The sequence below is a fragment of the Bradyrhizobium sp. Gha genome (assembly GCF_900113735.1).
Classification (GTDB): Bacteria; Pseudomonadota; Alphaproteobacteria; order Rhizobiales; family Xanthobacteraceae; genus Bradyrhizobium.
Genome location: NZ_FOQM01000002.1, coordinates 258,517 through 281,766, shown reverse-complemented (window position 1 = coordinate 281,766; position 23,250 = coordinate 258,517). Strand labels below are relative to the sequence as shown.

At 60.8% G+C, this 23,250-nt stretch carries 20 protein-coding genes; 9 read left to right on the top strand and 11 right to left on the bottom strand.

Translation table 11 applies throughout. The features are described from left to right. Window positions 1-99 precede the first annotated feature (99 nt). Complete coding sequence (locus BM222_RS04450; RefSeq protein ID WP_244547009.1) at window positions 100-3,036, bottom strand: EAL domain-containing protein; 2,937 nt, start codon at window positions 3,034-3,036, stop codon at window positions 100-102. A 211-nt stretch (window positions 3,037-3,247) separates the two neighbouring features. Here BM222_RS04450 and BM222_RS04445 point away from each other — a divergent pair, with 211 nt between their 5' ends. After that, window positions 3,248-3,604 carry a methylamine utilization protein gene (locus BM222_RS04445; RefSeq protein ID WP_244547008.1) on the top strand — a complete coding sequence of 119 codons (357 nt, stop codon included), beginning with the start codon at window positions 3,248-3,250 and terminating at the stop codon, window positions 3,602-3,604. A 2-nt stretch (window positions 3,605-3,606) separates the two neighbouring features. Here the strand turns inward: BM222_RS04445 and BM222_RS04440 are convergent, their stop codons facing one another. Continuing rightward, a complete protein-coding gene (locus BM222_RS04440; RefSeq protein ID WP_092227052.1) occupies window positions 3,607-4,668 on the bottom strand; it encodes a hypothetical protein in 1,062 nt (353 codons plus the stop codon). 240 nt (window positions 4,669-4,908) lie between these two features. On the opposite strand from BM222_RS04440, the gene BM222_RS40880 reads away from it, so the two are divergent. Continuing rightward, window positions 4,909-5,070 (top strand): hypothetical protein, encoded by a 162-nt coding sequence (locus BM222_RS40880; RefSeq protein ID WP_177243009.1) that lies wholly within the window; start codon window positions 4,909-4,911, stop codon window positions 5,068-5,070. A 56-nt stretch (window positions 5,071-5,126) separates the two neighbouring features. Here BM222_RS40880 and BM222_RS04435 read toward each other — a convergent pair whose 3' ends face one another. Then, entirely contained in the window at window positions 5,127-6,125 is a 999-nt protein-coding gene (locus BM222_RS04435; RefSeq protein ID WP_092227051.1) for a cytochrome-c peroxidase, read from the bottom strand. Between the two features lie 1,146 nt (window positions 6,126-7,271). Between BM222_RS04435 and BM222_RS04430 the strand changes: the two genes are divergently transcribed. The 5 genes from BM222_RS04430 (at window position 7,272) to BM222_RS39810 (ending at window position 9,585) form a co-directional block, all read left to right on the top strand. Further along, on the top strand, window positions 7,272-7,487 hold the full coding sequence (locus BM222_RS04430; protein WP_092227289.1) for a dodecin family protein: 216 nt from the start codon (window positions 7,272-7,274) through the stop codon (window positions 7,485-7,487). A gap of 164 nt (window positions 7,488-7,651) precedes the next feature. Then, window positions 7,652-7,963 carry a hypothetical protein gene (locus BM222_RS04425; RefSeq protein ID WP_092227050.1) on the top strand — a complete coding sequence of 104 codons (312 nt, stop codon included), beginning with the start codon at window positions 7,652-7,654 and terminating at the stop codon, window positions 7,961-7,963. A gap of 153 nt (window positions 7,964-8,116) precedes the next feature. Next, window positions 8,117-8,293 (top strand): hypothetical protein, encoded by a 177-nt coding sequence (locus BM222_RS40875; RefSeq protein WP_177243008.1) that lies wholly within the window; start codon window positions 8,117-8,119, stop codon window positions 8,291-8,293. Window positions 8,294-8,331: 38 nt separating this feature from the next. Then, window positions 8,332-8,661 carry a GcrA family cell cycle regulator gene (locus BM222_RS04420; protein ID WP_092227049.1) on the top strand — a complete coding sequence of 110 codons (330 nt, stop codon included), beginning with the start codon at window positions 8,332-8,334 and terminating at the stop codon, window positions 8,659-8,661. A gap of 249 nt (window positions 8,662-8,910) precedes the next feature. Next, window positions 8,911-9,585 (top strand): alpha/beta fold hydrolase, encoded by a 675-nt coding sequence (locus BM222_RS39810; protein ID WP_143105897.1) that lies wholly within the window; start codon window positions 8,911-8,913, stop codon window positions 9,583-9,585. Window positions 9,586-9,890: 305 nt separating this feature from the next. Here the strand turns inward: BM222_RS39810 and BM222_RS04410 are convergent, their stop codons facing one another. The 7 genes from BM222_RS04410 to BM222_RS04380 form a co-directional block, all read right to left on the bottom strand. After that, window positions 9,891-10,868: an ABC transporter substrate-binding protein gene (locus tag BM222_RS04410; protein ID WP_092227047.1), complete on the bottom strand. Its 978-nt coding sequence runs from the start codon at window positions 10,866-10,868 to the stop codon at window positions 9,891-9,893. Between the two features lie 566 nt (window positions 10,869-11,434). Beyond that, window positions 11,435-13,072, bottom strand: a complete 1,638-nt coding sequence (locus BM222_RS04405) for an ABC transporter ATP-binding protein (protein ID WP_177243007.1) — start codon at window positions 13,070-13,072, stop codon at window positions 11,435-11,437. A gap of 7 nt (window positions 13,073-13,079) precedes the next feature. Beyond that, a complete protein-coding gene (locus BM222_RS04400) occupies window positions 13,080-14,258 on the bottom strand; it encodes an ABC transporter permease (RefSeq protein WP_092227046.1) in 1,179 nt (392 codons plus the stop codon). After that, window positions 14,258-15,367, bottom strand: a complete 1,110-nt coding sequence (locus tag BM222_RS04395) for a microcin C ABC transporter permease YejB (protein WP_092227045.1) — start codon at window positions 15,365-15,367, stop codon at window positions 14,258-14,260. Before BM222_RS04395 ends, BM222_RS04400 begins: the two co-directional genes overlap by 1 nt. Window positions 15,368-15,370: 3 nt before the next feature. Beyond that, the gene (locus BM222_RS04390) at window positions 15,371-17,257 is read right to left on the bottom strand and encodes an extracellular solute-binding protein (protein WP_092227044.1); all 1,887 of its coding nucleotides are present in this window, start codon (window positions 17,255-17,257) and stop codon (window positions 15,371-15,373) included. A gap of 14 nt (window positions 17,258-17,271) precedes the next feature. Then, a complete protein-coding gene (locus BM222_RS04385; RefSeq protein WP_092227043.1) occupies window positions 17,272-19,173 on the bottom strand; it encodes an ABC transporter substrate-binding protein in 1,902 nt (633 codons plus the stop codon). Window positions 19,174-19,384: 211 nt separating this feature from the next. After that, a complete protein-coding gene (locus BM222_RS04380; protein WP_092227042.1) occupies window positions 19,385-19,939 on the bottom strand; it encodes a c-type cytochrome in 555 nt (184 codons plus the stop codon). 218 nt (window positions 19,940-20,157) lie between these two features. Here BM222_RS04380 and BM222_RS04375 point away from each other — a divergent pair, with 218 nt between their 5' ends. Next, window positions 20,158-20,898, top strand: a complete 741-nt coding sequence (locus BM222_RS04375) for a 3-deoxy-manno-octulosonate cytidylyltransferase (protein ID WP_092227041.1) — start codon at window positions 20,158-20,160, stop codon at window positions 20,896-20,898. A 21-nt stretch (window positions 20,899-20,919) separates the two neighbouring features. Further along, window positions 20,920-21,777, top strand: a complete 858-nt coding sequence (locus BM222_RS04370) for a prephenate dehydratase (protein ID WP_092227040.1) — start codon at window positions 20,920-20,922, stop codon at window positions 21,775-21,777. Window positions 21,778-21,865: 88 nt separating this feature from the next. On the opposite strand, the gene BM222_RS04365 is transcribed toward BM222_RS04370, so the two are convergent. Continuing rightward, window positions 21,866-22,873, bottom strand: a complete 1,008-nt coding sequence (locus tag BM222_RS04365; RefSeq protein WP_092227039.1) for an LLM class flavin-dependent oxidoreductase — start codon at window positions 22,871-22,873, stop codon at window positions 21,866-21,868. Window positions 22,874-23,250: the final 377 nt, after the last annotated feature.

The window sequence follows — 23,250 nt, the reverse complement described above, 5'->3', positions numbered from 1 at the left end:
CGGTCGTGGGTGCGGCAGGCGCGCCGCCCGAGCTGAGCTCCATAGCACACCAGCTCACTTGGCAAGATCCCCAAGGCCGACGCTCGCAGTCTCTAAGTCCTAGCTGGCTCTCGCCCTGCTCCATTCACTCCGCTTCAGGGCATTCCGCAAGGTCAGGATGGTTGATGCGAGTTCGGTTGGAGGAACCGGACGGCTGAACAGGAACCCTTGCGCCTCGTTGCATCCTTCCGCCTTCATTTCGTTCAGCTGCTCAACCGTCTCGACGCCCTCGGCGGTTGTTGTCATGCCGAGGCTTCTTGCGAGGCTAGTGATGGCTCTTACGATCAATTTCGATCCCTTTGTTGCCGTTGCGTCACGGACAAAGCACTGATCAATCTTGATTTTGTCAAAGGGGAAACTGCGGAGATAACTCAGAGACGAGTAGCCCGTCCCAAAATCGTCCAGGGCGATGCGCAGCCCACGCGCCTTCAGCTCGTGCAGCATAGCGATGGTTTCAGAGTTGTTGCCGAGCAGAACCGATTCGGTGATTTCAAGTTCGAGCCGGTGCGGCGCCAGCCCCGACATGGCTAATGCGTCGGCGATGACGTTCGTCAAACTCGGGTCCCGAAATTGGGTCGGCGAGACGTTGACCGCAACTTTGAACTCGTTCGGCCAACTGGCCGCCTGCTCGCAGGCTCGATTCAGCACCCACTCGCCCAATGGAGCGATCAGACCAATTTCTTCCGCGAGCGGGATGAATTGGTCAGGGGGAACCAGTCCGCGCGACGGATGCTGCCAGCGCAACAATGCTTCGAAGCCGCTGATCCTGTCCGTGCGCAGGTTATAAACCGGCTGGTAGAACAGAGCGAACTCATCCTTCTCCATTGCCTCGCGAAGGTCGATTTCGAGCGCTCGGCGGTTCTGCGCAGTGACGTCCATCGCCGGCTCGAAGAAGCGCCATCTTCCCCTGCCGTCCATCTTGGACCGGTACAGCGCCAGATCTGCGTTCTTCAGTAGCGTCTCGCGTGTCGTGCCGTCACCCGGCGCCAGGCAGATTCCGATGCTGCAGCCGACATTAACGCGATGGCCCTTCAACTCATACGGAGCGCCGACGCGCTCCACGATCCGCTGGGCAAGGCGCTCGGTTTCTTCCGCTGTCCGAACTTCCGTCTGGATGATCGCGAACTCGTCGCCTCCCAAGCGCGCTACGGTATCAACCTCTCGGACGCAGGCTTCCAATCGTTCTGCGACCGCGCAAAGCAGCCCATCGCCGACCGGATGTCCCAACGTATCATTGATCTGTTTGAAGTTATCCAGATCGATGCAGAACACGGCGAAGTCGGCGCCCGGACCGGTGCCTGCAAGGGCCTGCTCGATTCGCTCGGCAAACAGGGACCGGTTTGGCAGCCTGGTCAAAGCGTCATGTCGCGCCATGAACGCGATTTGCGATTGGGCCCTGTGCTGTTCGGTCACGTCTTCACAGCTGATCAGCCAGCCGCCGTCGGGTGTAGAGCGGTGGGCGATCGAGACGACACGTCCATCGCTGAGGTTCTGGAGGTAATTGCCGCTCTTGCGCCGAGCCAGGAACTCCTCGCACTCCGCCAGAAGATCAGCCACCGTTTGGCTGCCATGGTTGCCGGCGGCAACACTTAAACGGAGGACGTCTTCGAACGTCATTCCCGGTCGCACAAGCTCGGGCGAAATATCGAAGATCTCACAGAAGCGACGGTTGACGACCTGCAGCCGTCCCTCTCTGCCATAGAGGCAGAGACCTTGCGACATATGGGTGAGCGCCGCGTCCAGTCTCAGATTCGTGGCGTGCAGCTCGGCCTTCTGCTGCTTCAACCCGGTAATATCGCTGTAGACGAGCATGACGCCGCCTTCCTGCGTCAAGCTGCGGCTGACCCGGAGCCATCTCCCGTCCGGAAGCTGCGCTTCGGCTTCCATGCCCTCACTATCACCTAGGATGTCTCTGTGCACGAGGCTCAATGAGCTGCTGTCCCCAGTCCACACGCGGCTCCGCCAGGGATCCGGATGAACCAGTTGAGGCGAGCAGCGAATGAATTCACTGGCCCTGGAGTTGGCTAGAGCGATCTCGCCATCCCCATCCAGGAGCACAACCCCTTCACGGGAGTTCTCGAGTGCATCGGACAGCCGCGCCTGGGCCGAACGTCGCTGGGCCACCTCTCGATCGACCATCGATCTGATGTTGTCCCGCATCCTTCCCATTGCGCTCAGGAGAGTACCCAGCTCATCCCCGCCGCCGTTCGGAATGTCCGTGTTCAAATCGCCATCGGCAATGCTCGTTGCAGCTTTAGAGGCGATCGCGACTGGGCCGATGATCCGGCGTACCAAAATCCACGAAAACAGGGCGGACAGCAAAAGCGCGAGCGCCAGCCCCGCGATATTGAGTTGGAGATCCCGTTCGATGGCGGCCAGGGCACGCTGCCGAAATAGAAAGCCATCACCGGCGGTGTAGTTGACAAGCAGTTCGATCTGCTGATTCACAGTCTTGGAGTATTGGTCGAGTTCGACATCCTGCGCATTGCTCGACGCGCGCTCGTCTATTGCTGATTGGATAGGCCGATGAAGCGCGAGCCAGGCGCTAGCCGCCTCCTGGACCTTGGCGGCTGCCTTTTCAGCTCGCGCCGATTGCGAGCGTTCCGCGGCGATCGTGACATCTTCCGAAAGCGACTTCGCAAGCTCGCCGATCTCCGCGTCAAGTCTGGCACGGATTGAGCGATCCTTTGTGAGCAGGCGTTGTGCCGATGCCACACGCATCGCCGCGAAGTCAGCGCCAGCCGCGCGCGCATAGTTGATCGACATCAGCGACTCGTCGAACGTTCTGGTAACTAGGTCGCCGGCATGCCGAATGCCAAGCGTGGCATAGCCTCCCAGGGCTGCGGCTACCGCGCTCATCGCGAGACAAAAGGTCCAGATTCCGATTCGGATCGAACCTCGCAGGGCGAGGAGATTCGACAGGCAGCCGACCATGGACCGAAGCGTCCCGGGGACCGCTCGCGTTTGACGCGCAATCCTGTCGATGAAAAGACTCATCGCCGTGTCTTTCGCTGCAAACAACTAATCGCAAATACGCCGCGCGGACGCAGCCTCGCTGCCTCTGCCTCAAATTTCCCTAGTAATGACCGGAAGGGATGCGGAAATCGTTAAGATCAAGCTGTAATAAGTATAGGAGTAGTTGCGCGGCCGGAAATCCGAGCCGGTTCGAATTGTTGGTAAACTTGAGGTTTTCAGCGGGGCTTAATTGATGGCAAGGCTGGTACCATTCCGCGCGGGGAAGTTCGGTCTCGGGGTCACAGCCGCCATCGTTGGCGGACTCATCACCGGAGTTGCGCTAGGCGCAAATCCCTACATGATCTCGCAAAGGGACCGCGAGTTCAGGCCGCGAGAGATCATCATCAAGCGTGGTGAGACTTTGCGATTTGTTAACGACGACGGCGAGCTCTTGCATCACGCCTATTTGAGCTCGGAGACCTTCAACTTCGACAGCGGTGATGAGCAGCCGGGCAGCCAATTCGATGTCGTATTTTCCGTGCCCGGTGACTACATGGTGCTGTGCGGCATTCATCCCAAGATGAAACTCGGCGTGCACGTCACAAGGTAGGCCTAAAGAATGGTAGTGTTGAAGATCGCGGCGTGGCCAACGTAGTACGTGAACAGTGTAATCGTCAGTGCAGCACATAGTCCGGCAGGAGCGAGCCACGGAGCAGGATAGTCGGACTCGATCGGCCGATTGTCGGAAAGAATTGCGACGAGAACGACAATAATCGCCGAGTGACCAATCACATCCAGCTTGCCGAATTCGAAGCATGCGCTGATAAACATTCCAAGCAGCATGGCCGCCGCGACACGCCGGACCAACGGCGTCCAAGCCAGCGCAAAGGCGAGCGTGAATTCGACCATTCCCGCGGCCCGCATGTAGAACTCACTATTGAAGCCGAGTGTGATGCCGGGGTGTTCGATCAGGAGCGGAAAGCTCCACTCCGGATAAGCCCACTTCTCCACAGATGCCCACATCAAGGTGACAGCGGTCGCATAACGCACGACGTCCAGGGGCGGAATGCCCAACAGATTCTTTTGCAAGCCGGTGAGAGCCAAATAGCCGGCAAGGCCGAGAAAAATCGGATAATCGGCGAGATGGAATGTGCCGTAGTCGCGCACAGCCAGCCCGAACAACACCACGACGCCGGCAGCCGAGAGCGGCAGCGTGCGGCGCGATAGCATTCCGGCTGCGATGGCGAGTTGCAAAATCCCGACCTCGGGCGATGTGGTTTTCAACTCGGGAGTCAGGATGATACCGCCGATCGCCCAGAGCGAGATAAAGAAAAAGCCACAGACCGCACGAATCATGACTTCGGTGTGCAGCCGCAGGGCTTCCGTGCAGCGGCTAAGGGAGCGGACCATCAGCTCGCCCAACAACGTGCGCTCCACGACGCAGCCGGAAAAGAACCAAAGCAGGGCAACTCCGAGGAGCAGCTCAAAATCCTGACAAAGCACGTTCTCGAGGCCTCGCGGCTGGCCGGCGGCATCATATGCGCAGAACCATTTGACGTGGGCGCTCGCAGCACCGGTCCCGAGAATCCAGATGGCAAATCCAACGACCGACTTCGACAGCAAGAAAACGGCTCGCGACGCCGCTAGGGCATCTCGTCGCTGAGAACTGAACATTTCAAAAATCCGCCCACTTGGGAGGGGACAGCTTTAACGGTTTATTCACCTTACCATAAATTTTGATCATTGGGGCCTCCGTGGCAGCCCCTGGTTGTTTGGTGGTTAATGAGGCGCAGCCGGGCCGACCAGAGCCCAGAGGTCCCGCAAGTCCCTTCAAATTTTACAGATTTCGACGACGAGCCCTCAATTCCGCTGTCGTACTGAACGCACCGGACAAATGGCGGGATGGAGCAATCCATGTTCAGAGAACTAGGACCGGCGCGTGCGACAGTAGCCTCGCTGCTTGTCCGTGGCGCAAAGCGCCTTGCGGTGCGCAGCGAAACCCTGGAAGTCGTGACGGGCGCCGTTCTGGTCCTCGGCTTTGGCCTACTAGGATCGGCACTGCCGCACCTTTACTGAGCCCTCCGCGCAAACGCGATCAGAAGCCCCCTCGGCGCGGAAGTCGGTCACAGGACTCAATGGGGCGCCGCAGTAAGCGTCTGAAGAAAGGCGAGCAGGTCCGCCTTTTCGCTCGTCGTTAGAAACAAAGGCGTGATCGAGGGCGATCTGCTTGGACGGTCAATGCCACCGCGGTCATACAGTTCGATGACTTCTTCGAGCGTCGCGATAGATCCGTCATGCATGTACGGCGCACGCTGCGCGACATTGCGCAAAGTCGGCGTCTTGAACGCATATCGCAGCTTTTGCGAGCTCGGAAATAGCCGGCCGCGGCCAACATCACTATCTCTCGCTGTGCCGATATCCTGAAACGATCCATCGGTAAAAGACGGCCCGCTGTGGCAGTTTGCGCAACGCGCTTTGCCGTTGAATATCTCAAACCCACGCTTGGCCCCGGCGCTAATCGCGATTTCGTCGCCCATGATCCAGCGATCAAACGGGGACTCGCCGGCGACGATAGTACGTTGAAAGGTCGCCAAGGCAGCCTCGATCCTGGAACGCGTGATTGCACGATCGCCGTACGCACTCGCGAACGCATCTGCATAGCCCGTCGTGGCAGAGAGCCGGTCGATCAGCTCCGATTCGGTCAGATTCATGTTGGCTCGCCCCGTGATCGGACCAAACGTGACGGCTTCGAGATCCTTGAACTTTCCGTCCCAACCCAGCGGCTCGGTGAACGCCACATCGATCAGAGTGGGTGCGCGAAGCGGCAGGCCTTTCGGGTCCTCCCCAACTGCGCGCGCGAGGCCATCCCCCCAAGACAGCGAGGGATTGTGGCAAGTCGCGCATGACACGGTACGAGACCTCGACAGCAGCGGATCGAAGAACAACATCTTCCCAAGAGCCGCTTTTTGCGCCGAGTAAGGATTGCCATCGGGAAAGGGAATCGCCACCGCCCGACGGTAGCTGGCGCGGATCTCCGCAGCTTCGCTTGATATCTCCGCTGCCGTCGCGCCAAAGCGCTGCCCCAGCGGTACGAACGCCGCAAGCAAAGCCAGGCTGACCCAGACTTTCATCGGCTTCCTCAGGAAAATTGCCGCTCATTATATGAACAAGTTGGTCAAGGAAGCCTTAATGGCCGGTTAGCGTCGCGAGGCTAAGCAACGGCCTGCACTTTTGTCCGGTTAAGGCCGGATTGGACGCACATCGGCCTGCGCTTTGGAACTGCTGCGACCCCCCGCACTTGTCAGCTTAGCACAAGCAAGGTCTCACCATGAGAGTTCGGGTTGGACTGGTCGCACTATACTTCAGCGCATTTAGCACCCTCGCCTATGCACAAAGCAGCGGTGGCGCCGGTGCGGGCGGTGCTGCCGGTTCGGCAGCGGGGGCTGGCTCGGGCAGCACGGCTGCTGGGTCAATGTCTGCTCCTGGATCGGTAAACGGGACCGGGGGGTCGCCAGGACCAAACACGAGCAACGCCCTCAGTCACGGAACGACAGGAAGTCGGCTCGGCAATACCCCTAACGAACGGAAAAATTCTGGCCCATCATCGGCGGCCAGTGGCTTTGTCAACGACGGTACAATGAACAAAGCTGTTCAGGATTTGGGCAACGCAAAAACCGGCATCATACCCGGACACTGATTTGAGTGCGCACGACTTCGTATTCCCGTCGTTCCGGGCAGCGCATCGCGCGCGAACACCCAATCTCGCGCCAAAATCCCTGGATTCCGGGTTCGCGCTACGCGCGCGTCTGGAATGACTGCGGCTCACGGCGACGGTGATCGGGCCGGTTCGCGCCGGCCCCTTTGCTGTCGCAAGGCGACATTGAGGCCGCTGTGGCCAACGTAAGGGCCCCAAGAGGTAGACGCCTCTGCGCTGCAGAACGTCAACGACTGCTCCGTCTAAGTTTGAATGAAGAGCATTCCATGGGCAGCGGTGTCTACGGCTTTGCCGCAACACGAGATCCGGCGTACGATCCGGGTCACAAGCGGGCATCCTCGTGCTGTCTGACTCTGCGGCCCGAAGGCCAGCATCAGGACGATTGGGACTGAGGACAGCTCAACAGCAAAGCGACAGCCAGTCGGACCCTTTTAGCTCGGGCCAAGAGCGCCCGCCGCCAAATGCAGTTGTCTCCTCCCGGTTCGGGGGGCATTCGCGAAACGGTATCGGCGTCGAGATCCTGATGCTAGATTACCTGGGTCATGCCGGAGAGGAGGATGACATGCCTGATAGCGTCTACAAGGTCATAGAACTGGTCGGTACCAGCAGTGACTCGTGGGAGAAAGCGGCCGCCAATGCGGTCGAGCAAGCTGCAAAATCTCTCCGCGATCTTCGCATTGCAGAGGTCATCAAGCTCGACATGCAACTTGATGAGAAGGGAAAAGTTGAGGCTTATCGCGCCAAGCTCAACGTATCGTTCAAGTTCGAGGGCTCCTAGGCCTCCGCACCTCGCCTGCGCTTGTGGGCGAAGATAGCTCATTGGAAACGGGCGCGTTGCGCGGTTCGCCCGACTGGGCGGTCTGACAGCTCGGAAGTAGGCCCCTAGCCTGACGGGGACCGATATGCTTTGATGCGAGGGGCGTTTGGCAGCGTGGCGACCTCATGTACATGCTCATCCGCAAGTACACCAAGGTTCGTTCGGTAGCGGACGCCGCTCGCCGCGCCAGGAGTGGGGTCGGCCAGATCCTGAGGCAATCGCCGGGATTCAGATCCTACTATGTGCTGGATGCGGGCGACGGTGTCGGTATCGCCGTGATGATATTTGACGACCGCGAAAGCGCCAATGCAGCGAACGACAAGGTACTGGCGTTTGTTCAAGCCAGTCTACATGACCTCGATCTTGGAGTTCCCGAAATTACCACCGGCGAAGTTCTGGTGAACATAGAGCCCGATGGGTCCTCCAGCATAAGGTAGGTGCAAACGTCACCAATTGCGTGGCGGGGGCCGCCCGCGGCTGATGCAGTCAACCTGATCCCGTCGCGTTTGCGCGATCGCGCGTCTTGGGCATCTGCATGTCATCGGCCAAGGATATGCGACTGCGCGTTCTTTTCCAGGAATGGCAACACCATGAAGCAACACACCTCCCGAACATTTTTCGTCACCGCGATCGGCTGGACACCGCTCGTGGGCATGGGCACCGCGATGCCGCCAAGGGACCCCGATGAAGATGACGAGGACGAAGACGACGAAGAGGAAGATGACGCTGATGAACCGCCGGTCGTGCGCGAGCCGGACGAAGACTAGACTGGCGCGCGTTCGGCAGTCTGCGCTATAATTCTCCCATGGGCTGGGATGCGAAAGACATCGCGCTTCTCACTAAACTCTGGTCCGCAGGACAGAGCGCCGCCGAGATTGCGCGCCGTCTCGGGTGCAGCCGCAATGCGGTCTGCGGCATCCTGACCCGAAGGCACCTGAAGCGCGGCCGCAAGCCGCCTACAGCAAGACCGAACATAAGGCCGCCGCCGAAGCTGAGGCCGGCATCGTCGGCAGCCTGCGCCCGTCCAGTCGCAAAGAAGGTGTCGCGGAACACAGGGCAGAGGCCGCAGCCCGACGAACTCAGCAAACGGCAGCTTTACGCCATTCTGGCTGAGGCGGTCAGAAACACTGGCTGATCGCTCACGCTCAAACGCGTTGCGCTCCCGTCCGGGCCTGGCCCAACTCGAAGGGGCGGCCGTCGTGTACCTTCCAGGGTTCGTCCGCTCATGGAATGGTCCGGCCGTGCTCCGGCCCCGCGCTTAATCGTTGTGCAAACAGCGCCGAAATATCCGCTTCGGGCCGGCCAGTAGCGGACTTCCCACTCGCGTCCGCAAGCATAAGATGCAGTCGTTTGAAGGAAGCGGATAATACATTGAGGGAATTGCATGGATAAGATGCCCGCAAACGACCGGTTGGGTTCATTTGTCGTTCGGGATCGTCTGGCTGGCAAGCGCGGTCATATGAACGTGCATTATTATCTTCCTGCGAAAGTTGCGGCCGATGGAAGCCCATTGATTGCTATTCACGGATTAGATAGAGCGGCAACGGATTTCCGATCTGTTTTCGTTCAAGCTGCGGAAGATATTGGCAAGATCATCTTGGTACCCGAATTTGATGTTGAAGCCTTCCCCGATGTTTTTTGGTTTAACTTCGGGAATGTGGTTTCATCGCCCACTCTGTCTCCAAATAACCGCGACCAGTGGAATTATCCGCTCGTTGACAGAGTTTTCGAAGCAGCGAAGGCATCAATAGGATTTCAGTCATCGAGGTTTGATCTCTACGGAAACTCCGCTGGCTCGCAATATGCGCTTCGATGCACCGCTCTCTGTTCTCCTGAGCGGCTCCGCAAGGTGGTTATCTCGAATAGCGGAATTTATATGCTGCCTGACCTGACGGTCGCCTATCCCTACGGGATGGGTAACATTGGACTAGGCTCTGATGACTTGCGACGATATCTCGCGCAGAACGTGTATGTTCTTCTCGGCGAGGCAGACGTTGAGACCGATGCCGCCGACTGCCCCGCAATCCGGAAGCTATGGTGCAGGGGCCACATAGGTTAGCTCGAGGCCTATGGCATTATGAGCATTGTAAACAGTTGGCGCTGAAGCTCGAAGTTGCCTTCGGTTGGCAGATTGAGATCGTACCGAACGCCGGCCATGTCAGTCAGTCGATCTTCGACCGGGCGATGGCGTTTCTCGCTTAGGCGATTTTCAAGCTCTTGTGAGCCATAATCGAAATACGAAGCACTCTAGGTCCGCTATGGGTCAATCGCGTCCGTCTAGCCCCGTTTAACCGAGGTCCGGTCTACCTCTGGCAGCCGACATATCCTCGACCGTCGGATGCGGCAGCAACGGGCCTATAGCAGTCATTGGATCAACTCATCCGCAGAGGCGATGATTGCGTCGGGGACGGTGAAACCAAGGAGCTTGGCGGTCTGCAGGTTGACTACGGTTTCGAATTTTGTTGGCCGTTCAATTGGTAGAAGGGATGGCTGGGTTCCCTTGAGCACTCGATCTACATAGTAGGCCAAGCGCCGATACGATTCCGACAGCTTGGGCCCGTAACTACAGATGGCGCCACTTCTGGCGAATATGGGCCAACCAGAAATAACCGGCGCGCCGTGCTTCATGGCGTAATCAATTATGCGATGACGATACTGAATAGCGAAGCCGTCGGCGAAGAGAGAGATTGCTTGTGGGGGATGCGGGTCCATCGCAGAGAAGGCAGCCGCCAACTGATCATCCGTCGAGGTCCCATGAAATTCAATTTCCAAACCGAGCTTCCGGGCCGTCTCCTCTGAGTAGGTGCGCTCTATCTGACTGCCCGGGTGCTCGGGGTTGGCGATGATGGCAATACGCCGTAGCTCTGGAATGATGTCCCGCAATATCTCCAGGCGCTTTGCATTCAATTCGGCCGCCATGAAGGTGAGACCGGTCATGTTGCCACGCGGATGAGCGAGACTGTCGGCAAACCCAGCGGTAACAGGGTCGCCACTAAAGACGTAGACCGCAGGTATGGAAAGTTTCAGCTCGTAAACCAAGGGAACAGCGGCGCCCTGCACAACCAGCAAGTCAACCGGCTTGCGGACCAGCTCAGCTGCAAGTGGCGCTACCCGTAGAAGGTTGTCATCGCCATAGCGGTATTCAATTTCCAGATTGTCGCTTTCTCGATACCCGAACTCGGCAAGAGCGCTGCGGAATGCGTCGAGAAATGGAGTTAGACTCGACGCCCGTTGCGCGGTCAGCCAGCCGATGCTTACAGTCTTTGTTGCTGCCCGAGCACCGCTTTGGTGCGCCGCCGTTCCAAAGGCGATGATCGATGCGAGAAAAGCGCGCCGATTCATTCCATCGCCTCCTGTGTGGGAACGATTTATCCTAGCGCATTGAAATTGCTCCTTCCACCGTTCGGCGAGGACCGCTTTGGGGGCACAAGCGGGGGTTGGAGCGGCTGGTGATCTACCGTGAAAGCAAATCAGGCCCGGCAGTCGCACCCCTACGACCACCGGACCTGAGCGCCAGCCAATATGATTACGGCATCAAACGTTATCAGTGTCGCTGCAGTGCGTGCGCGGCTCTGTCTACTTCCCGACTTTAGGCGATCCGGAAGACTACGGTGTTCCTGCGGTGGAACGCTCGCATTCGCAACATGTTCGATCCGGATGCGGCCGATGGGGGGCCGTCGCCGTGGACGCTGTAGTATGTGCTCATGAAATCGCGATGGCCGCTTATCCCCCAAGAGAGACGAAAGGCGGACATTTCACAAGGCGAAGCGCCACCTGCGGTCCCGGCGTTAGCCTCTTGGAGCGGCCGAACCGTCACCTGCCTTGTCCGGCCGCCCGCATCGCCCCCTCAGTTTCTCGTTATCATCCCATCATCGAAGCGATCGGCGTCCGGGGACATGAAGGAAAAACTACGTCGCGACGTCGCCGCCGCCCGCCGTCTCAAGCCGGAACGCTGCCGCGAACAGGGCTCGGGTGTAATCCGTCTTCGGGTTCTTGAACAACTCGGCGGCCTGGCCTTCCTCGACCACCTTTCCGCTGCGCATCACGATGAGATGGCTGGCGAGCGAGGCGACGACACGCAGATCGTGCGAGATGAACATGTAGGTGAGATCGCGCCTGCGCTGCAAGTCGCGCAACAGGTCGACCATCTGGGCCTGGATCAGCATGTCGAGCGCGCTGGTCGGCTCGTCGAGCACGATGAAGTCAGGCTCCAGCACCACCGCGCGTGCGATGCTGATGCGCTGGCGCTGGCCGCCGGAGAATTCGTGCGGATAGCGATGGCGGGTGTCCGGCTGCAGGCCGACGTCCTCGAGCGCCTTGACGACGCGCGCCTCGCGCTCCTCGCGCGACAGCTTCGGCTGATGCACGGACAGGCCTTCGGCGATGATGTCGGCGATCGACATGCGCGGTGAGAGCGAGCCGAACGGATCCTGGAAGACGATCTGCATGTCGCGCCGGAAGGGGCGCATCTCCTTGAAGCGCAAGCCCTGGATGTCCTTGCCGAGAAAGACGATGCGTCCGTTCGAGGAGATCAGTCGCAGCAAGGCGAGACCCAGGGTGGTCTTACCCGAGCCCGACTCGCCGACGACGCCGAGCGTCTCGCCCTTGCGCACGGCGACGCTGACGCTGTCGACCGCCTTGATGTGGCCGACCGTCTTGCGCATCAAGCCGCGCTTGATCGGAAACCACACCTTCAGATCGTCCGCCGACATCACCACCGGCGCACCGGGCTGCGGCGGCGCCGGATCAGGCTTCGGCTCCGCCGCGAGCAGGTCGCGGGTATAGGGATGTTTCGGCGTCTTGAAGACCTGGTCGACCGGCCCCTGCTCGACGATCACGCCGCCCTTCATCACACAGACGGTGTCGGCGATGCGGCGCACGATGCCGAGATCATGGGTGATGAAGAGCAGGCTCATGCCGAGACGCGAACGGATCTCGGCGAGCAGCCTCAGGATCTGCGCCTGCACGGTGACGTCGAGCGCCGTGGTCGGCTCGTCCGCGATCAAGAGATCGGGCTCGTTGGCGAGCGCCATCGCGATCATGACGCGCTGGCGCTGGCCGCCGGAGAGCTGGTGCGGATAGCTCTTCAGCCGCGTCTCGGGCTCGGGGATTCCGACCTGCGTCAGCAACTCCAGCGTCCGCTTGCGTGCCTCGGCATTGCTGACCGGATTGTGCAGCTGGATGATCTCGCCGATCTGCGCCTCGATCGTGTGCAGCGGATTGAGCGAGGTCATCGGCTCCTGGAAGATGATGGAGATGTCGCTGCCGCGGATCTCCCGCATCTGCCGCTCGGACTGGTCGATCAGCTCCTGTCCCTTGAAGCGGATGCTGCCCGAGGGATGCGAGGCGCTGGGATAGGGCAGCAGCTTGAGGATCGAAAGCGCGCTGACCGACTTGCCGGAGCCGGATTCGCCGACCAGCGCGACACATTCGCCGCGCTTGATCTGGAACGAGATCCTGTCGACGGCGAGCGTGGTGGCGCCGCCCTGGTGGAAGGCCACCGAGAGGTCGCGTACGGCAAGCAGGGGCTGGTTGATCGCGTCCATCACGCCCTCACTTGAACGTCTTGCGCGGATCGAAGGCGTCGCGCACCGCCTCGCCGGTGAAGAGCAGGAGCGACAGCATGCTCGCAACCGAGAAGAAGCCGGCGAAGCCGAGCCACGGCGCCTGCACGTTCGCCTTCGCCTGCGACAGCAATTCGCCGAGCGATGGCGAGCCGGGCGGCAGGCCGAAACCCAGGAAATCGAGAGCCGTCAGCGTCATCACCGAGGATGAGACGATGAACGGCAGGAACGTCATGGTGGCGACCATGGCGTTCGGCAACAGGTGCCGGAACATGATGACCTTATCCGACACACCCAGCGCGCGCGCCGCCTGGATATATTCGAAATTGCGGCCGCGCAGAAATTCCGCGCGGACCAGGCCGACCAGCGACACCCAGTGAAACAGCACCATGATGCCGAGCAGGATGAAGAAGCCCGGCGGAAGCACGGCCGCGACGATCAGCAGCAGATAGAGATAGGGTATGGCGTTCCATATCTCGATGAAGCGCTGGAACAACAGATCCGTCCAGCCGCCGAAATAGCCCTGCACGCCGCCGGCGATGATGCCGATGACCGACGAGCAGATCGTCAGCGCCAGGCCGAACAGCACCGAGATGCGGAATCCGTAGATCATCCGCGCCACGACGTCGCGGCCCTGATCGTCGGTGCCGAGCCAGTTGTATTCGAGGTCGCGGCAGCTCTTCAGGCCCTTCTTCTCCACCACCGGCTTGCACTGGGCTTCCGTCAACAGCCAGGTCGGCGGCGATGGCGCCGGCGTCGGCAGATCGAGATTGTGGGTGTCGTAGGAGTAGCGGATCAGCGGCCAGACGATGGCGCCGCCCTTGTCCCTGATCAGCTTCTGCAGGTAGGGGTCGCGATAGTCGGCCGCAGTCTCGAAATCGCCGCCGAAGGTCGTCTCCGAATAGGTGACGAAGGCGGGCCAGTAGAGATGGCCGTCATATTTGATCAGGAAGGGACGGTCGTTGGCGATCAGCTCGGCGAACAGCGAGACCACGAACATGACCATGAAGATCCAGAAGGACCAGTAGCCGCGGCGGTTAGCCTTGAAGTTCTGCCAGCGCCGCCTGTTGAGCGGCGACGGTGCGAACGACTTCCGCGTGATCGGCACCGCTTCGCCGAACGGCGACTTCGTGGTGGTCTCGACCGGGGTGGGCGCGGTGACTGTCATCAGACCTCCCGCGCCTCGAAATCGATCCGTGGATCGATCCACATATAGGTCAGGTCGGAGATCAGACCGACCACGAGACCAATGAGCGAAAAGATGTAGAGAGTGCCGAACACGACGGGATAGTCGCGGTTGAGAACGCTCTCAAAACCGAGCAGCCCGATCCCATCGAGCGAGAAGATGGTCTCGATCAGCAGCGAGCCCGAGAAGAAGGCGCTGATGAAGGCCCCGGGGAAGCCCGCGATCACGATCAGCATCGCATTGCGGAAGATGTGGCCGTAGAGCACCTGGCGCTCGCTACAGCCCTTGGCCCGTGCCGTCATGACATATTGCTTGCGGATCTCGTCCAGGAACGAGTTCTTGGTGAGAAATGTCATGGTCGCAAAGGCGCCGAGTCCCATCGCGATGATCGGCAGCGTCAGGTGCCAGAAATAGTCGATGATCTTCCAGTACCAGGGAAACTGCGACCAGCCGTCGGACGTCAACCCGCGCAGCGGGAACCAATTGAAGAACGAGCCGCCGGCGAACAGGATGATCAGAAGGATCGCAAACAGGAAGCCTGGAATCGCGTAACCGAGCACGATCACGCTCGATGTCCAGGTGTCGAAGCGCGTGCCATCCCTCACTGCCTTGCGGATACCGAGCGGAATCGAGATCAGGTAGGTCAGCAGCGTGAGCCAGAGGCCCAGCGAGATCGAGACCGGCAGCTTCTCCTTGATGAGCTGGATGACGCTGACGTCGCGGAAATAGCTCTTGCCGAAATCGAAGCGCGCGTAGTTCCAGACCATCAACGCGAACCGCTCCGGCGCCGGCTTGTCGAAGCCGAACTGCTTTTCCAGCTTCTTGATGAAATCGGGGTCGAGGCCCTGCGCGCCGCGGTATTTCGAATTGATGGCATCACTGCCAGCTCCGCCCTGGCCCGGCGCACGCTGCGCGAAGTCGCCGCCGCCGGAGATCCGCGAGGTACCCCCGGTATCGGCACCCGACAATTGCGCGATCACGCGCTCCACCGGACCGCCCGGCGCGAATTGCACGACCACGAACGAAATGAAGAGGATCCCGAGCAGCGTCGGGATCATCAGGAGGAGGCGGCGTGCGATATAGGCGCTCATGAGCTACTTCGCCTGATCGAGCTTGGCGGCCTTGGCGGCATCGTACCACCACAGCGTCCGCTCCCCTACGCCGCTCGTATAGTCGGTGAGCGCGTAACGCGGCAGGTTCGCGGGATGGCCGAACTCGTCCCAATACGCCAGCCGGTGGCTGGTATTGTACCATTGCGGGACCCAGTAGCGGCCGGCGCGGAAGACGCGATCGATCGCGCGGCAGGCAACCGTCAGATCCTGGCGCGTCTCGGCGGCCATCGCCTTCTCGACCAGCGCGTCGAGCGCGGGGCTGGATACGCCGGCCAGATTGTAGGAGCCCTTGGTCGTCGCCGCTTGCGAGGTGAAGTAGGTCCGCAGGCTGTCGCCCGGCGTGGCCGACATGGTGATGCGGTTGATGGCTACGTCGAAATCGAAGGATTCGACGCGGGCGCGGTACTGGACGGCATCGACCAGACGCAGATTTGCGTCGATGCCAAGGACGTTGAGATTCTTGAGGAATGAGGCGTGGTGCGGTTGGAACGAGGCCTCGTCGGTCAGGAACTCGATGGCGAAGACTTCGCCGCTCGGCAACAGCCGCTTGCCGTCCTTGACCGGAAGCTGCGCCTCCTGGAGCAATTGCTGCGCCTTGCGCAGCAGCGCGCGGTCCTGCCCCGAACCGTCCGACACCGGCGGCACGAACGGCTCGCCGAAGACTTCGTCGGGCACCTGGCCGCGGAACGGCTCGAGCAGCTGCAGCTCCTCCGGCGACGGCATCCCTTCGGCGACGAGATCGGAATTCTGGAACGGCGAGCGGGCGCGCGCATAGGCGCCGTACATGATGGTCTTGTTGGTCCACTCGAAGTCGAACGCATAGTTCAGTGCTTCGCGCACATTGGGGTTCTTGAACTTGTCCCGCCGCGTGTTCAGGAACCAGCCTTGTCCGCCCGAAGGCGTCTGATCAGGCACCTCCTCGCGCTTGACCCGTCCATCCTTGATTGCGGGAAAGTCGTAGCGTGTCGCCCAGATGCGCGAGGTGAACTCCTCGCGATAGAGATAGTTCTTGCCGGTGAAGCCTTCGAAGGCAACGTCGCGGTCGCGGTAGAATTCGTAGCGGATCACGTCGAAATTATTGCTGCCGCGACAGACCGGCAGGTCCGCGCCCCACCAATCCCTGACGCGCTCGAACGCGATGAAGCGGTTGATCTCGAACCTGCCGACCTTGTAGGCCCCCGAACCCAGCGGCGTGTCGGTCGTGGTCTCGTCGAACGTCCGGTTCGCGTAATAGGCCCTGGAGAAGATCGGAAGGCTCGCCACGTAAAGCGGCACGTCGCGCGCGCGCTTCGCGGCGAAGCTCACGATCACGGTGGCGTCGTCGATGGCCTCGGCGCCCTTGACGTCGCGCATCTGGATCTGGATCAGCGGATGGCCCTTGTCCTTCAGGACGTTGACCGAGAACGCGACGTCGTGCGCGGTCAGCTTGGTGCCGTCGTGAAACTTCGCCTCGGGCCGCATCGTGAAGCGATAGGCTAGCTTGTCGGGAGAGATCTGCACCGACTTTGCGGCAAAGCCATACATGGCGTCGGGCTCGTCGCCGGCATGCTGCATCAGCGTGGCGAAGGTCAGGTCCATGCCTTGTGCACCCTCGCCCTTGAGGATGAAGGCGTTGAGCGAGTTGAAGGTGAAGAAGGACTGGTTGTAGCCCCTCGTCGACGGAATCAGCGAGAACGTGCCGCCCTTGGGGGCGTCAACATTGACATAGTCGAAATGGTGGAAGTCGGCGGGATATTTGAGATCGCCGAACGCCGACATGCCGTGGGCCTCGCTGAGCCCCTCGGATGCCGCCGCGCCGCGCAGTGCGGCTGCGCTGACTACGGCGCCGGCACCGAGGACCAGCACATGCCGGCGTGAAAGCTGCGCCATGCGAGAAATGTCCTTCACGACTTCTTCGCGATCCGTGCCGCCTTGTCTGCGTCGTACCACCAGATGAAGGGGAAGGCCGACTGGCCGTATTTCGGCATTTCGGAGGGCCGGCCGAAGCGATCCCATCGCGCCGTGCGCAGTTTTGGATAATTCCATTGCGGCACCACATAATGGTTCCACAGAAGCACGCGGTCCAGCGCCTTGGTCGCGGCCACGAGTTCGGCCCGATCCTTCGCGAAGATGACGCGGTCGATCAGCTTATCAATCGCCGGATTCTTGATACCGACGACGTTGCGCGAACCGCTCATGTCCGCAGCTTTCGACCCCCAGGATTCGCGCTGCTCGTTGCCGGGGGACAAGGACTCTCCCCAGGAGGCAACGACGATGTCAAAATCCCATTCGCGCAGCCGGTTTTCATATTGCGTCGGATCGATCGTTCGGACGCTGACTGCGATGCCGAGCCTCTCCAGGGAGGGCTTGTAGAACAACATGACCCTTTCGAAGGCGGGGTCCTGAGCCAGCAATTCGAGAGAGAGCTGGGTCCCTGTCTTGACTTCGATCAGCTTACGATCGCGCACCTCATAGCCGGCTTCCTTCAGCAGGCGGAGCGCCTCTCTGAGATTTTCGCGTACGGCTTCCGGACTCCCGCCGACAGGGTTTGTGTAGGGCGTCGTAAACACCTCGGGCGGAATCTCAGCACGGAGGCTCTCCAGAATCTCGAGCTCTTTTCCTTCCGGCACGCCGGTGGCCATCAGATCTTCGATTCCGTCGAAATAGCTGCTGATACGCTTGTACTGCCCAAAGAAGATCTGCTTGTTCATCTCCTCGAAGTCGAACGCATAGTTGAGGGCCCGGCGCACCCTGGCATCCGCGAACTTGGCGCGACGCAAGTTCGGGGCAAAGGCCTGCATGACGCCCGAGCTGCGATTTGGAAACTCCTCCAGAACAACGCGTTTCTCGGTAACCGCCGGGAAATCGTAGGCCGTCGCCCAGTTCTTCGCGCTGTTTTCGGCGCGCCAGTCAACCTGATCGGCTTTGAATGCCTCGATCGCGACGGTGGCATCCCTGAAATATTCGTAACGCAGCTCGTCGAAATTATTTCGCCCGACGTTAACGTTGACCTCGCGCCCCCAGTAATCCTTGACTCGTTCCAGCACGATGCTGCGACCGGCGACATAATCCTTGATTCGATATGGGCCCGCGCCCAGCGGAATTTCGAGCGTGGTCACCGTTACGTCGCGTTTTTTGCCCTGGGCATCTGTCCCCTCCCACCAGTGCTTGGGCAGAACGACGAGTTGACCGACGATTTGGGGAAGCTCTCGGTTTCCTGGCGCATCGAACGTAAATTTGACATCGCGCTCGCCGACCTTCTCGGCGCTGACCACATGTCGATAATACGCCGCATAAAACGGGTGATTCTTCTTCAGCACGTCCAGTGAATAGATCACATCCTCAGCGGTGACCGGCTTTCCATCGTGCCATTTGGCCTGTGCGCGCAGACGATAGGTCACAAAGGAGGAATCGTCGGGACGGCTGACCGCTTCGGCCAGCAAGCCGTATTCCGTCGAAACCTCATCTAGAGCGGCGGTCGTCAGCGTGTCGTAAATCAAGGGGACCGGCGCTGCGAGATTGCCCTTCACGCCGGAAACAACATAGTTGAAATTATCGAACGTCCCGATCGCGATCTGCCGTACCGTGCCGCCCTTGGGCGCATCAGGATTGACGTAGTCGAACCGCTTGAAGTCGGCCGGGTACTTGATGTCGCCGAACAGCGAGAGCGCATGGCGCCAAGGTAGCTCACCGCCCGATTGCGCCTCCGCCGTGCGGACGATGGGAACACCCGCCGCAGAGCCGAGGGCGGGAAGCGCGGCAACGGCCGCGCCGGTGAGCAGGAGATCGCGTCGGGTAATGGCCAAATCAACATCCCTGTCTTGAAGGAGGCTACTCCTTTAAGTTCCCAATATAGGCGAGGTTTCGACGGAATATGTTGCTTTTTCCTCATCTTGGAAGGCCAGGCGGGTAGTCCGCTGCGGCCAAACGCCCCGGGTACGACACTGCGAGGCTCCAGATAAGGAAACGGCCAGGCTTTGGGGCCTGGCCGCATAGTCCAAGGTCGGTCCGATAGGCCTATTTCGCTGCGGTGGGCAACGGCTTCGGGCTGTCGGACAGGCTGTTGAGGTAGGCGATGACGTCGGCGCGCTCCGAGTCCTTCGGGATGCCGGCGAAGCCCATCGCGGTGCCGGGAATGAAGCCCTTCGGATTCGCGATGAACTTGTTGAGATCGTCGATGGTCCAGGTGCCACCCTTGGCCTTCATGGCGGCGGAGAAATTGAAACCGCCGCGGTCCTCGCCACGATTGTCGCCGACGATGCCGTAGAGGTTCGGACCGACGCGGTTCGGGCCGCCCTTCTCGAAGGTGTGGCAGGCGCCGCACTTCTTCGCGGCAGCCGCGCCCTTCTCGACGGAGGCGGTCTGGAGCAGCTTCTCGATCGGCTCGGACGGGGCTGCGGCCGCAGGAGCGCCGCCCTTGTCACCAGCTTCTTCCTTCACGGCGATCTCGAAGCCCGGCTTTTCCGGCATCTTGGGCGAGAACAGCGCGTTCGCGGTGAAGCTCGTCACCAGCAGAATGAGACAGGTGCCGAGCACGGCACCAAGAATCTTGTTGAGTTCGAAAGAGTCCATTTCCGGCCAGGCCCCACACCGCAAGAAGGAATAAGCGGCCAGGCGGCCGCCAGGACGAGCCTCGGGAGAATCACACGTTCCTTATTGTTTCCCCGAGTTTTGCCATTCAGATATCGGTTTGCCCGGGGTCTGGCAACCCGTATAAGCGATGCGGCTTTCAGCCCATCCCCACCCGTTTCCCGGTGGGGAAATCGCCCCGTTTCCAGGCTCTTGAACCGATGACCAATCCCCGAATTCTGGTGCTGATCCCGGCCCGCATGGCGTCGACCCGCCTGCCTGGCAAGCCACTGAAGGACATCGTGGGCCTGCCGATGATCATCCATGTGCTGCGCCGGGCGCAGGAAGCGGCAGTCGGGCAGGTCGCGGTCGCGACCGATACGCAGGAGATCGCCGACGCCGTGACAGCGGATGGCGGCGTGGCGGTCATGACCAGCCCCAACCATCTCAACGGCTCGGCCCGCATCCACGAGGCCATGCGAAAGCTCGATCCGGGCGGACAGGCCGAGATCGTGATCAATCTCCAAGGCGATTTCCCGACGATCACGACCGACAATATCCGCGACGTGCTGCCGCCGCTGGAGGACCCGGCCGTCGACATCGCCACGCTGGCATCGCAGATCCACACCGAGGAGGAGGACCTCGCCCCCAGCGTCGTGAAGGCGATCGGAACTTCGCTCGGCGGCCGGCGCATGCGCGCACTTTATTTCACCCGCGCCACCGCGCCGAGCGGTAACGGACCGCGCTACCATCATATCGGCCTCTACGCCTATCGCCGCGCGGCGCTGGAGCGCTATGTCTCGTTGCCGCCCTCTCCACTGGAGTTGCAGGAAAGTCTAGAGCAACTGAGGGCCCTCGAAGCCGGCATGCGGATCGACTTCACCATCGTCGACACCGTGCCGCGCGGGGTCGACACGGCCGCGGACCTGGAAACCGCCCGCAGAATCCTTTCCAAATCCTGAGCCGCTGCTAGAAGGCCCGCCATGAGCAAGATGAAGATCGCATTCCAGGGCGAACCTGGCGCCAATTCCCACATCGCCATCGTCGAAGCCTATCCCGACGCGGAGCCGATGCCCTGCGCCACCTTCGAGGACGCGCTGTCGGCGATCTCCTCGGGCGAGGCCGATCTCGGCATGATCCCGATCGAAAATTCGGTCGCGGGCCGCGTCGCCGACATCCACCATCTCTTGCCGGCCTCCGGCCTTTTCATCATCGGTGAATGGTTCTTGCCGGTCCGCCATCAGCTGATGGCGGTCAAGGGCACCAATATTTCCGACATCAAGAGTGTCGAGAGCCACGTGCATGCGCTCGGCCAGTGCCGGCGCGTCATTCGGAAGCTCGGCATCAGGCCCATCGTGCATGCGGATACGGCCGGTAGCGCCCGTGACATTTCCGAGCGCAATGACAAGACCGTCGCTGCGATCGCCTCGCGCCTCGCCGCGAAGATTTACGGCCTCGACATTCTCGCCGAGGACATCGAGGACGAGGCCCACAACACCACCCGCTTCGTCGTGCTGGCGCGCGAGCCGAAATGGGCCACGCCAGGTTCGGGCCCGCTGGTCACCACATTCGTCTTCCGGGTGCGCAACTTGCCGGCCGCGCTCTACAAGGCGCTCGGCGGCTTTGCCACCAATGGCGTGAACATGACCAAGCTCGAGAGCTACATGGTCGACGGGAATTTCTTCGCCACGCAGTTTTACGCCGATGTCGACGGCCACCCCGAAGACAAGGGTCTCGCGTTTGCGATCGAGGAGCTGAAATTCTTCTCGCGCGAATTCCGTATCGTCGGCGTCTATCCGGGCCACCCGTTCCGCGCGACCTTCAGCGAGACGCAGGATTGAAAGCTGTCGTTCCGGGGCACGCGCAGCGTGAACCCGGAACCTCGAGATTCCGGGTTCGATGCTACGCACCGCCCCGGAATGACAGCAACTATTCCGCCCTCCCGATCGCCTCGGCCAGCAGCGAATACGACTTTTTGCGCGCCTCGTGGTCGTACACGGCGGTGATCACCATCAATTCGTCCGGCTTGCTCGCATCCATCAGCGGCTGAAGCTTCTTCCGCACCGTCGCAGGGCTGCCCACGAACAGGCGCGAGCGGTTACGCGCAATCGAGACGCGCTCGGAATCCGTATAGGGATGGGCCAGCGCCTCCTCGACGCTCGGCAGCGGCAGATATTGTCCACGGTCGCGGCGCAGACGATTGAGATCGAAGGATGCCGCGAGCTTCTCCGCCTCCTCATCGGTATCGGCTACAATGACGGCAACGGCGAGGATCGCATGCGGTGTCGCGCGCCAGGCCGAGGGCCGGAAGCGATTACGATAATGCACCATCGCATCGATGGCATCGTGCGATGCAAAATGGTGCGCGAAGGCGAAGCCCATGCCGACCTGGGCTGCAAGCTCAGAGGAATAATCGCTGGAGCCGAGCAGCCAGATCGGCGGCAGCGGGCTGTCGTCAGGCATCGCGACGACGTTGTGATAGGGATGGCCTGCGGGGAATTCGCGCGTCTGCCACAGGATCAATTCGTGCAGCCGCTCCAGAAAATCATCGCCCTCGCGGCGGTCGAGCCGGCTGCGCAGTGCATAGGCCGTGGCACCATCCGTGCCTGGCGCGCGGCCCAGACCGAGATCAATACGGCCGGGAAACAAGGCCTCCAGCATCTTGAACCGCTCCGCCACCACCAGCGGCGCGTGGTTGGGCAGCATCACGCCGCCGGAGCCAACACGGATGTGCTTCGTCACCGCCGCGATCTGCCCAATCATCACGTCGGGCGCGGGGCTCGCGACTGAAGCGAGGTTGTGGTGCTCGGCAAGCCAGTAGCGAACATAGCCGAGCCCATCGACGTGGCGCGCCAGGTCAATGCTGTTGCGCAGCGCCGCAGCCGGCTTTGTGCCTGTGGTGACGACGGAGAGGTCGAGGACTGAGAGCGGGATCATCGCGCGCTAACGTAGTGGAGGGCGGCGCGGCGGCAATGGGTGAACAGCGCAGATCTGGCGTGTGCGGCAGTGCAGGGTGCGCACCCGGCGCGACCCGCGGGGTGGGCCATAATTATGCTCGTAACACCAACTTCATCATGCCCACCGCTAGATTGATAGCAATCAATTTGGCGAAATCTAGCGCAACTTATTGATATAACTTAAATATGTAAAACTTTTGCGCCATCCCACTCACACCCTCCTCGATGCAATATCCGAGACATCTTTGCCGTAAGTGGGCAATTTCCCACATGCGATGGGCTGTCGGGCGCAGCGACCTTGCCTTATCTTACCCCTCCCAAGCTAGATCCGGCCGCCAGATCCCTGGGGCCGAGCCC